Raw genomic sequence first — 10,755 nt, forward strand, 5'->3', positions numbered from 1 at the left:
TCATAGATCTGAACTTTATCATCATAAGTTAATTTCATAATAAAAGCACCCCAAAAGTTAGATTTTTTCTGTCTAACTTTTGGGGTGCAGTTCATTCTGAACTGACGTTTTTTGTATGCTTATTTTGATTTGATATAGTTAATACCATCTGCTTTTGGTGCAACTGCTTTTCCAAAGAAGGCTGCCAAGACAAGAATTGTCAAAACATAAGGTGCGATTTGAAGATAAACTGTTGGCACACCTTGTAGGAACGGCAATTGAGAACCGATAACAGCCAAACTTTGTGAAAGTCCAAAGAAGAGACTAGATAGCATGGCTCCGATTGGATTCCATTTCCCGAAAATCATCGCAGCAAGGGCGATAAATCCAGGTCCAACAATAGTTGTCACCGAGAAGTTAACTGAGATGGATTGAGCATAAATCGCTCCGCCAATTCCACCTAGGAAACCTGAAATAATAACCCCTAAATATCTCATCTTGTAGACATTGATTCCCAAAGTATCCGCTGCTTGAGGGTGTTCACCGACAGAGCGGAGACGAAGACCAAAGCGAGTCTTGAAGAGGATAAACCAAGCAAGGAATGAGAAGGCAATCGCTAGATAACCAAGTAGACTAGTTGACTTGAAGAAGATATCACCAATCACTGGGATATTTGCCAAGACTGGGAAATCAAAGCGTCCAAAAGTCTGACTTAGGTTGTCGGTTTGTCCTTTGTTATAAAGTACTTTCACCAAGAAAACAGCCAAGGCTGGCGCCATCAAGTTCAATACCGTACCGCTGACAACATGGTCTGCACGGAAATGAACCGTCGCTGCTGCGTGGATGATGGAGAAAAGCCCCCCTACCAATCCTGCTACAAGTAAGGATAGCCATGGAGTTGCTGCTCCAAATTGTTCTGCAAATTCAAGGTTAAAGACAACTCCAGAAAAGGCACCCATAACCATAATTCCTTCAAGGCCGACGTTTACGACACCACCACGTTCAGAGAAAACACCACCAATACTTGTAAAGATGAGGGGCGCTGAGTAAATCAGCATAGAAGACACCAAGAGGGTGAGCAAGGTTGTAATAGACATCTTTACTTACCTCCTTTAACTTGTTTTTTCGGTTTGACAAAGCGTTCGATAAGGTAATGAACACTGACAAAGAAGATAATAGACGCTGTTACAATGCTGACAAGCTCAGACGGTACCTGCGCCGCATTCATACCAGGGGCTCCAACTTGGAGAACACCAAATAGGAAGGCTGCAAAGAGAATACCAATTGGTGAGTTGGCCGCAAGCAGACTAACCGCCATTCCGTTAAATCCGACAGCTAATGACGCCCCCTGAACATAAACGTTCTGGAAGGTTCCCAAACCTTCAACAGCCCCACCAAGACCTGCCAAGGCACCTGAGATAATCATTGAGAGGATAATCGTTCTTTTTGCAGAAATACCAGCATATTCTGAAGCATGTGGATTAAGACCAACCGCACGGATTTCAAAACCAAGAGTTGTTTTCTTGAGCATGAACCAAATGACTGCAACGGCAATGAGAGCAAAGAAAATACCGATATTCATCCGCGAATTACCAGTCAACTCAGCCAACCAAGGTGTCTGGTAGGTTGCATTAGCTCCGACACGAATCGTCGAATCTGTACTTTGCATGAAATCTTTAGGGAAGGCATGGATAAAAGCATTTCCTACATACAAGACAATGTAGTTCATCATGATGGTTACAATAACCTCTGATGTTCCTAGATAGGCTCTAAGAATACCCGGAATGGCACCGACAATCCCACCAGCAATCAAGGCAATCACGATGGTTGCTAGAATCATCAAGGGACGTGGCATATCTGGATGCGACAAGGCAAACCAACCACTGAGAATCCAACCTGCCAAAGCCTGACCAGGAAGTCCAACGTTAAAGAAACCTGCACGACTGGCAACAGCAAAACCAAGACCAATCAAGACCAAAGGCCCCATTGCACGGAAGATTTCTCCAATTCCACGCAGGCTACCAAAGGCTGTATAGAACAATTCTTCATAGCCCCAAATAGCATCATAACCGAAGATCCACATGACAATGGCTCCAAGTAAAATTCCTAGGAAGACAGAAATCAAGGGAACCGAAATTTGTTGTAATTTTTTAGACATCACTCTTCTCCTTTCCCAAGTTTCCACCAGCCATCAAGACACCAAGTTCTTGTTTATTGGTTGTTTCTGGTGACACAATACCTTGAATCTTACCATCGTGGATAACGGCAATACGGTCTGAGACGTTTAAAATCTCATCTAGTTCAAAGCTGACAACAAGGACAGCCTTGCCATTATCACGCTCTTCAATCAAGCGTTTATGGATATATTCAATGGCACCGACATCCAACCCACGAGTTGGCTGGCTGACGATAAGGAGATCAGGATCTCGATCAATTTCACGAGCAATAATTGCTTTTTGTTGATTTCCTCCTGAGAGTGCCGCTGCAGGAACAAATTCACTGGCAGCACGAACATCAAACTCTTCCATTAGCTTTTTAGCATAAGAAGTAATATTTGAATAGTTCAAAATTCCGTTTTTACTATGTGGTTCTTTATAGTAGGTTTGAAGGGCAATATTTTCAGAAATCATCATTTCCAAAATCAAACCATCACGGTGACGGTCTTCTGGAACGTGCCCAACACTTAGTTCTGTAATTTGTCGTGGGTGCAAGCCTACAATTGAATCTCCTTTTAGCTCAATGCTACCAGATTCAACCTTGCGAAGACCTGTGATTGCTTGAATCAGTTCAGACTGACCATTTCCATCAATTCCCGCAATCCCAACAATCTCTCCAGCACGAACATCCAAGGACAGATTTTTCACAGCTGGGACACCACGGTTTTCATTGACCACCAAATCTTTGATTGACAAGACCACTTCTTTTGGTTGAGAGGCTTGCTTCTCTGTTTTAAAGGAAACAGAACGACCTACCATCATTTCTGCCAAATCAGCATTGGTAGCCCCTGCAATTTCGACGGTTTCAATTGATTTCCCACGACGGATAACTGTAACACGGTCAGAAACTGCGCGAATTTCGTCCAACTTGTGGGTAATCAAGATAATTGATTTTCCTTCTTTGACAAGATTTTTCATAATAGCCATCAACTCATCAATTTCTGATGGAGTTAAAACAGCCGTTGGTTCGTCAAAGATAAGGATATCAGCCCCCCGATAAAGGGTTTTTAAAATTTCTACACGTTGTTGGGCTCCAACTGAGATGTCTGCCACCTTGGCAGAAGGGTCAACAGCTAAGCCATAACGTTCAGAAAGAGCCTTGATTTCTTTGCTAGCTCCAGCAATATCTAGCACACCATTTTTAGTTAATTCACTACCTAAAATGATGTTTTCAGCCACTGTAAAGGCTTCTACCAACATAAAGTGCTGGTGAACCATCCCGATTCCCAAGCTAGCTGCTTTAGATGGGGAGTCGAGGTTGACAACTTGACCGTTGACCACAATTTCACCACTGGTTGGTTCAAGAAGCCCTGCTAACATGTTCATTAGCGTGGACTTTCCAGCCCCATTTTCTCCTAAAAGTGCATGAATTTCACCTTTTCGTAGGTGCAGGTTGATTTTGTCGTTGGCAACAAATTCACCAAACACCTTGGTAATATCACGCATCTCAATGACATTTTCGTGTGCCATGTGCTCTTCCTTTCAGAGTCTTATTTTATTTCAATAAAACTTGCTAGTTTGTCTAGTAGCAAGCTTTACTGAGACAAAATGATTTTGTCTCAACTCTTAAAAAAGCGGCCGAGGGCCGCTTCCTAAGAAATGACTTCCATCCATTATTTTGCAGGAACTTTTACGCTTCCATCAAGGATTTTAGCTTTTGCATCTTCAACAGCTTTTTTACCTTCTTCTGAAAGGTTTGTTACTGCCAAGTCAACACCTTTATCTTTCAATGAGTAAACGATTACTTGACCGCCAGGGAACTCACCTTTTTCTGCTTTGTTAGCAATATCTTTTACAGTTGTGCCAACTTGTTTCAAAGTAGATACAAGAACGAAGTTTGATTCTTTACCATCTTTAGAAGTGTATTTACCTTCTACTTCTTGGTCACGGTCAACACCGATAACCCAAACTTTTTCACTTTCAGGACGGCTCTCGTTGAGTGATTTTGCTTCTGCAAAGACACCTGCACCTGTACCACCAGCTACTTGGTAAACAACGTCTGCACCAGCTGCGTATTGTGCCGCTGCAATTGTTTTACCTTTGGCATTATCATTAAATGAACCAGCATAGTCAACTTGTACTTTTATAGATGAATCTACCGAGGCAACACCTGCCTTGAAACCAGCTTCAAAACGAGAGATAACTTCAGACTCCATACCACCTACAAAACCAACTTGTTTTGTCTTAGTTGTTTTAGCCGCTGCAACACCTGCGAGATAAGCAGATTCATTGTCAGCGAAAGTTACACTAGCAACATTCTTTTTATCTTTAATCACATCATCAATCAAAACATAGTTCAAATCAGTGTGCTCTTCTGCTGCATCTTTAACTGCATTGTGAAGGGCAAAACCAACACCGAAGATTAGGTTGTAGCTTCCAGCAGCTTGTTGCAAGTTGTTAGCGTAGTCAGCTTCACTTGTTGATTGGAAGTAAGTGAAACCTTTATCTTTTGAAAGATTGTGTTCTTTACCCCAGTCTTGCAAACCTTCCCAAGCTGATTGGTTGAATGATTTGTCATCAACACCACCAGTATCAGTGACGATTGCTGCTTTTGTCTTCACATCAGAAGATGAAGCTGCGTTACGAGAAGAGCGGTTACCACATGCAGCAAGTCCAACTGCTGCCACTGCAACTAGACCAAGGCCTAGCCATTGTTTCTTGTTCATTACTGAACCTCCTAAATAAGATGTGCAACGATGTTGCAAGTATGGATTGGTTGGCCACAAGGACCGTGTCACTCAGAGAGCGACTCAGACTAGTTTAAGTCTGTAAAAGAGTATGGAAGTAATTCCCCGACCGTCATCTCGACCGTCGATTTATCTTTTGCGACCAAGGTCACTTTTAGATCTTGTTCAAAAAATTCAGCCATCACTTGGCGACAAGCACCACATGGCGAGATTGGTTTTTCTGTTTGTCCATAGACAATCAATTCTGAAAATTCTCTTTGGCCTTCAGAAACTGCTTTAAAAATCGCTGTACGTTCTCCACAGTTAGTCAAAGAATAACTAGCATTCTCGATATTGACACCTGTATAAATGTTCCCATCTTTCGCCACTAAAACAGCTCCGACTGGAAAGTGAGAATAGGGCACATAGGCTTTCTTGCTGGTTTCAATTGCTAGTTCAATCAACTCAGTAGTCGCCATCAGCCAATTCTCCTTTTACAATGGCTACCCCAGCTGACGTTCCGATACGAGTCGCACCTGCTTCCACAAAGGCAAGAGCATCTGCACAAGAACGAGCTCCGCCAGCAGCCTTGACTCCCATATCAGGTCCAACTGTTTCACGCATTAACGTGACATCTGCTACCGTAGCACCACCAGTTGAAAAGCCAGTAGATGTTTTAACAAAATCAGCTCCAGCTTTTTGAGCTAATTGGCAAGCAACAACTTTTTCTGGGTCTGTCAGCAGGCAAGCTTCAATAATGACTTTCACTAACTTGTCACCACTTGCTTCTACAACAGCACGAATGTCCGATTCAACCAAATCAAGATTACCTGATTTGAGAGCTCCAACATTGATCACCATATCAATCTCATCTGCACCATTTTGGATAACTTCTTTTGTTTCAAATGCTTTCACAGCTGAAGTTGTTGCTCCCAAAGGGAAACCTACTACTGTACAGACCTTGACATCAGAGCCTTCAAGACCTTTTTTAGCATGTTCAACCCAGGCCGGATTAACGCAAACACTAGCAAAATCATACTCTCTAGCCTCAGACAACAAACAATCAATTTGATTTTCTGTCGCATCTTGTTTTAAAAGCGTATGATCGATATATTTATTTAATTTCATATTCGGATTCTCCTGCGGTTTATGAGATAATTTCTATAATTTCTCGTAAACTTTGCACCCTATCATTTATTTTAACATATTTTTGAAAATCTGTAACTAGCTGAGGAGAAATTTTTCCATTTGTATATACTTTTGCAACAATTTCTCCCTTTTGAACGGAATCTCCAACTTTCTTTTCAAAAACAATTCCTGTTTCATAGTCCAAGGCATCAGACTTGACTGCACGGCCTGCCCCCAGTCTCATAGCATAAAGCCCAAATTCCATAGCTGGAAGAGCTGAAATGACACCCGTTTCCTGAGCAGGGATTTCCACCACATGGGTAACATTGACAGGACGATAGAGGTCTTCCAAGTCTCCACCTTGGGCTTGGACCATCTCCTCAAACTTAGTAAGCGCTTGTCCATTTTCAAGATGTTGGCGTACTTCTTCAACTGTCTTGTTTACATTTGCTAAACCAAGCATAATTTGAGCCAATTCACAGATGAAGTGGGTAATATCCTGACGGCCTTGACCTTGTAAAATCTCCAATGCTTCAAGGATTTCCAGACGATTTCCAATCGCTCGTCCCAAGGGCTGGCTCATATCCGTAATGACTGCAACTGTTTTACGGCCTACTGCTTTCCCTAAATCTACCATGGTTTGAGCCAATTCACGCGCCTCATCAACCGTCTTCATGAAGGCACCCTCACCGACAGTCACGTCTAGCAAAATAGCATCCGCCCCTGCCGCAATTTTCTTGCTCATGACAGAACTCGCAATCAAAGGAATCGTGTCGACAGTTGCGGTCACATCACGTAGGGCGTAGAGAAGCTTATCCGCTTTGACCAGCTGGTCTGATTGCCCAATGACAGATACACCAATATCCTGAACTTGGTGAATAAAATCCTCTTGACTACGTTCTACTTGATAGCCCTTAATGGACTCCAATTTATCAATCGTACCGCCCGTATGGCCGAGACCACGACCACTCATTTTTGCCACAGGCACACCGAAGCTAGCAACAAGGGGAGCCAAAATCAAGGTTACCTTATCACCAACACCCCCAGTAGAATGCTTGTCAACCTTAACCCCATCAATAGCAGATAAATCAAACTCTTGACCAGTCTTAACCATTTTCATAGTCAGATCAGAGATTTCTCGAGTCGTCATTCCTTTGAAATAAACAGCCATAGCAAAAGCAGACATCTGATAATCAGGAACAGTTCCTGACACATAGCCTTCAACTAGCCATTCAATTTCACTCGAAGTCAGTTCTTGACCGTCTCGTTTCTTTTGGATTAAATCAACTGCTCTCATTCTTTCACACTTCTAAGGATATAGTATCCCTTATCTTTTTTGACGATTTCACAATTACCAAACACATCTTCCATCTTGGACTTGGCACTTGGAGCCCCTTGTTTCTTCTGGATAACGATTGTTAAATCCCCACCAGTTTCCAAGAAATCTTTACTTTTCTCAATGATTTCATGAACCACTTGCTTACCTGCACGGATAGGGGGGTTGGCAATGACATGGTCAAATTTCCCTTCAACTTGTTCATAGATGTTAGACTGGAAAATCGTAGCTGCCACTTTATTTCGTTCAGCATTTTGTCGTGCCAAATCCAAGGCACGATTGTTGATGTCGACCATGGTCGCCTGAACTCCATAAGCCTTAGCTAAGGACAAGCCCAAAGGTCCGTAACCACAGCCTACATCAAGGACAGTTTCTCCTTGGTTGACCTCAAGACACTTGAGCAAGAGTTGACTTCCAAAATCAACCATTTTCTTGCTAAAAACACCCGCATCCGTTAAAAAGGTCATTTTTTGTCCCAACAATTCTACTCGCAACTCATGAATATCGTGAGCAGCGTCAGGATTTTCTGCATAATACATTTTACTCATGAAACTATTTTACCATAATTTGACTTAAATTGTAAATCGTTTACAAATTGATAATAAAACGAAAAAAGACTGAAGAAAGCTAGTAGGTAAAACCTTTTCTTCAATCTCTTTCAACACTTATAGATAAATGATAAACCATTTAGAACCATAAATATCATAGTCAGGATAAAACAATAAATTTGTCATCTATAATCAGATGCATTTTCATTTACTATTGCTTAACCGTCAGATACTTAATTATCAACAGGATTCCCAATAAGATGTTTAGATAAAAGCCCAACTGATAAGTTTGTGTCAGAATTTCCAAACTTGTCCAAAGGCGTATCAAATCTTCTAGCGACATGCGGAAGAAATAACCCTCTGTAGCAATCCATAGAACTAAGAAGATATAACTACCAGCAGCAAGCCATTTCGTCCACCGTTTTTTTAGGAAGAAAGCAATCAAGAGCGAACAGATAAAGATAGCTGTTACAATAGCATGTTCCATCAAAAAAGTAAAACCGTAATAGATTTCCACAAAGCGTCTACCATTATCCGCATTGGCTCCTTTTAAAAAAGGTAGTGCAAAACTTAAAATAAAACAGAGTTCCAATATGTAACGTTTTAAGATTTTCATAGTACACCCCCTATAAGTTGTGAACTAAAAAGCCCCCTTTATAAGTTTATAAATCAGTAGAAACTATCTCCTACTTCATCAATAAATTGGTCAACCTCTATCTACTTCTATTATACGCTATTGGCTTACTATCATCAAGAAACCGCTTTATTTTTTTAGCTTTTTATGGTATGATAAACAAAATATCTAGGGGAAAACAAATGACCAACGAATTTTTACATTTTGAAAAAATCAGCCGCCAGAATTGGCAATCTTTACATCGGAAGACAACACCTCCTTTGACAGAAGAGGAATTAGAATCCATCAAGAGTTTTAATGACCAGATTAGCTTGCAGGATGTTACCGATGTCTATCTCCCCCTAGCCCATCTCATCCAGATTTACAAGCGTACCAAGGATGATTTGGCCTTTTCAAAAGGGATTTTCCTTCAACGTGAAAGCAAATCCCAGCCTTTTATCATTGGGGTTTCTGGGAGTGTTGCCGTTGGAAAATCCACAACCAGTCGCCTACTTCAAATCCTACTGTCCCGTACCCTTACAGATGCTACGGTTGAGTTGGTAACAACTGATGGCTTTCTCTATCCCAACCAGACCTTGATTGAACAAGGGATTTTAAATCGCAAGGGATTTCCTGAAAGCTATGATATGGAAGCTCTTCTCAACTTCCTGGATCACATCAAAAATGGACAAGATGTAGATATTCCTGTCTATTCTCATGAAGTCTACGACATCGTACCCGAGGAAAAGCAAAGCGTCAAAGCTGCTGATTTTGTTATTGTTGAGGGAATAAATGTCTTTCAAAATCCACAAAACGAGCGTCTCTACATTACTGACTTCTTTGACTTTTCCATCTATGTTGATGCTGCAGTCGATGACATCGAGAGTTGGTATCTAGACCGTTTCTTGAAAATGCTGAGCCTAGCCCAAAACGATCCTGATAGCTACTATTATCGTTTTACACAAATGCCGATTGGGGAAGTGGAATCCTTTGCCCATCAGGTCTGGACCAGTATCAATCTCACAAATCTACAAAATTATATTGAACCAACTAGAAATCGTGCAGAAGTGATTCTTCATAAAACAAAGAACCATGAAATCGATGAAATTTACTTAAAAAAATAATTTTCCCTTGTCAAAATGTAAGTTTTCAGATATAATGGTATAGTTAGTAAATATGGAGGTAAGAACATTGGCAAACATTAAATCAGCTATCAAACGCGCTGAATTGAACGTTAAACAAAACGAAAAGAACTCAGCTCAAAAATCAGCTATGCGTACTGCTATCAAAGCTTTCGAAGCAAACCCATCTGAAGAACTTTTCCGTGCTGCTAGCTCAGCTATCGATAAAGCAGAAACTAAAGGTTTGATTCACAAAAACAAAGCAAGCCGCGATAAAGCTCGTCTTTCATCTAAACTTGCTAAATAAGAAACAGTCCATGAGGCTGTTTTTTTGTCCCCAAATAGGAAAAGGTAGAAAATGAAAATCGCAATTATCGGATATTCTGGTGCTGGTAAGTCAACTCTAGCTAAAAAGTTGTCTCACTGCTACTCCATCCCCAAACTTCACATGGACACGCTCCAATTTCAACCTGGTTGGCAAGACAGTGACCGCGAATGGATGTTGACAGAGATGAAAAACTTTCTCACCAAGCATGAAGCTTGGGTTATTGATGGAAATTATTCTTGGTGTTTCTATGAGGAAAGAATGCAGGATGCTGACCAAATCATCTTTCTTAATTTTTCGCCATTGACCTGTCTCTTTCGAGCCTTTAAACGATACCTCAAATACCGAGGCAAGGTCAGAGAAAGTATGGCAGTTGGTTGTCAAGAACAGTTTAATTGGGAGTTTATCCGATGGATTCTCTGGGATGGACGGAGCAAATCCGCTAAGGAACGCTACAAGTGGATTCAAAAAAACTATCCAGATAAAGTTGTTATCCTTAGGTCTCAAAAGGAGATAGATTACTTCTTAGAAAATCTCGCACATAACAAGAAAAGAACCTGAGACAAAATAGTTCTCAGCCACAAAAAAGCTAGAGATTTCCAATAGCGGAACTCTAGCTTTTTAATTTTGAGTTGTTCTCTTATTGTATTTTAGGAGGTTATTGGCCATAAGTATCAATCCCATGTCAATTCTCACTTGACGCTTCCCTCTCAGATTACATCTCTTGTAACCCAAACAAGCCTTTATCTGCCCACAGACAGGTTCCACATCAATCTTGTGTTGAGCGAAAATCTGTCTTCCTTCGGGAGATAAAAGCGCCTGA

The 10,755-nt window shown here is 41.1% G+C and carries 13 protein-coding genes; 3 read left to right on the forward strand and 10 right to left on the reverse strand.

Annotated elements, in window-relative coordinates; genetic code table 11:
- Positions 1-119 precede the first annotated feature (119 nt).
- From B7692_RS06080 to B7692_RS06120, 9 genes are all read right to left on the reverse strand, one after another.
- Positions 120-1,076, reverse strand: coding sequence for an ABC transporter permease (locus tag B7692_RS06080; RefSeq protein ID WP_033677420.1), 957 nt, complete (start codon positions 1,074-1,076; stop codon positions 120-122).
- A 2-nt stretch (positions 1,077-1,078) separates the two neighbouring features.
- On the reverse strand, positions 1,079-2,137 hold the full coding sequence (locus tag B7692_RS06085) for an ABC transporter permease (RefSeq protein ID WP_033683459.1): 1,059 nt from the start codon (positions 2,135-2,137) through the stop codon (positions 1,079-1,081).
- The gene (locus B7692_RS06090; RefSeq protein WP_033681960.1) at positions 2,130-3,665 is read right to left on the reverse strand and encodes an ABC transporter ATP-binding protein; all 1,536 of its coding nucleotides are present in this window, start codon (positions 3,663-3,665) and stop codon (positions 2,130-2,132) included. Before B7692_RS06090 ends, B7692_RS06085 begins: the two co-directional genes overlap by 8 nt.
- 143 nt (positions 3,666-3,808) lie before the next feature.
- A complete protein-coding gene (locus B7692_RS06095; RefSeq protein WP_001036139.1) occupies positions 3,809-4,861 on the reverse strand; it encodes a BMP family lipoprotein in 1,053 nt (350 codons plus the stop codon).
- 89 nt (positions 4,862-4,950) lie between these two features.
- Positions 4,951-5,340 carry a cytidine deaminase gene (locus tag B7692_RS06100; protein WP_000246100.1) on the reverse strand — a complete coding sequence of 130 codons (390 nt, stop codon included), beginning with the start codon at positions 5,338-5,340 and terminating at the stop codon, positions 4,951-4,953.
- Complete coding sequence (deoC, locus tag B7692_RS06105; RefSeq protein ID WP_084930220.1) at positions 5,327-5,989, reverse strand: deoxyribose-phosphate aldolase; 663 nt, start codon at positions 5,987-5,989, stop codon at positions 5,327-5,329. Before deoC ends, B7692_RS06100 begins: the two co-directional genes overlap by 14 nt.
- Positions 5,990-6,008: 19 nt before the next feature.
- The gene (locus B7692_RS06110) at positions 6,009-7,286 is read right to left on the reverse strand and encodes a pyrimidine-nucleoside phosphorylase (RefSeq protein ID WP_084930221.1); all 1,278 of its coding nucleotides are present in this window, start codon (positions 7,284-7,286) and stop codon (positions 6,009-6,011) included.
- Complete coding sequence (locus tag B7692_RS06115) at positions 7,283-7,873, reverse strand: class I SAM-dependent methyltransferase (RefSeq protein ID WP_084888391.1); 591 nt, start codon at positions 7,871-7,873, stop codon at positions 7,283-7,285. The genes B7692_RS06110 and B7692_RS06115 overlap by 4 nt, the downstream gene beginning before the upstream one ends.
- A gap of 211 nt (positions 7,874-8,084) precedes the next feature.
- Complete coding sequence (locus B7692_RS06120) at positions 8,085-8,489, reverse strand: hypothetical protein (RefSeq protein ID WP_084930222.1); 405 nt, start codon at positions 8,487-8,489, stop codon at positions 8,085-8,087.
- Positions 8,490-8,689: 200 nt separating this feature from the next.
- Here B7692_RS06120 and coaA point away from each other — a divergent pair, with 200 nt between their 5' ends.
- The 3 genes from coaA (at position 8,690) to B7692_RS06135 (ending at position 10,493) form a co-directional block, all read left to right on the forward strand.
- Positions 8,690-9,610 carry a type I pantothenate kinase gene (coaA, locus tag B7692_RS06125; RefSeq protein ID WP_084930223.1) on the forward strand — a complete coding sequence of 307 codons (921 nt, stop codon included), beginning with the start codon at positions 8,690-8,692 and terminating at the stop codon, positions 9,608-9,610.
- Between the two features lie 67 nt (positions 9,611-9,677).
- Entirely contained in the window at positions 9,678-9,914 is a 237-nt protein-coding gene (gene rpsT, locus B7692_RS06130) for a 30S ribosomal protein S20 (protein ID WP_084930224.1), read from the forward strand.
- Between the two features lie 51 nt (positions 9,915-9,965).
- Complete coding sequence (locus tag B7692_RS06135) at positions 9,966-10,493, forward strand: DNA topology modulation protein (RefSeq protein WP_084930225.1); 528 nt, start codon at positions 9,966-9,968, stop codon at positions 10,491-10,493.
- A 60-nt stretch (positions 10,494-10,553) separates the two neighbouring features.
- On the opposite strand, the gene B7692_RS06140 is transcribed toward B7692_RS06135, so the two are convergent.
- Positions 10,554-10,755, reverse strand: a 202-nt coding sequence (locus B7692_RS06140; RefSeq protein WP_084930226.1) for a transposase, incomplete at its 5' end; no start/stop codon positions are given.

This window comes from Streptococcus mitis (assembly GCF_002096925.1).
GTDB classification, from domain to species: Bacteria; Bacillota; Bacilli; order Lactobacillales; family Streptococcaceae; genus Streptococcus; species Streptococcus mitis_AF.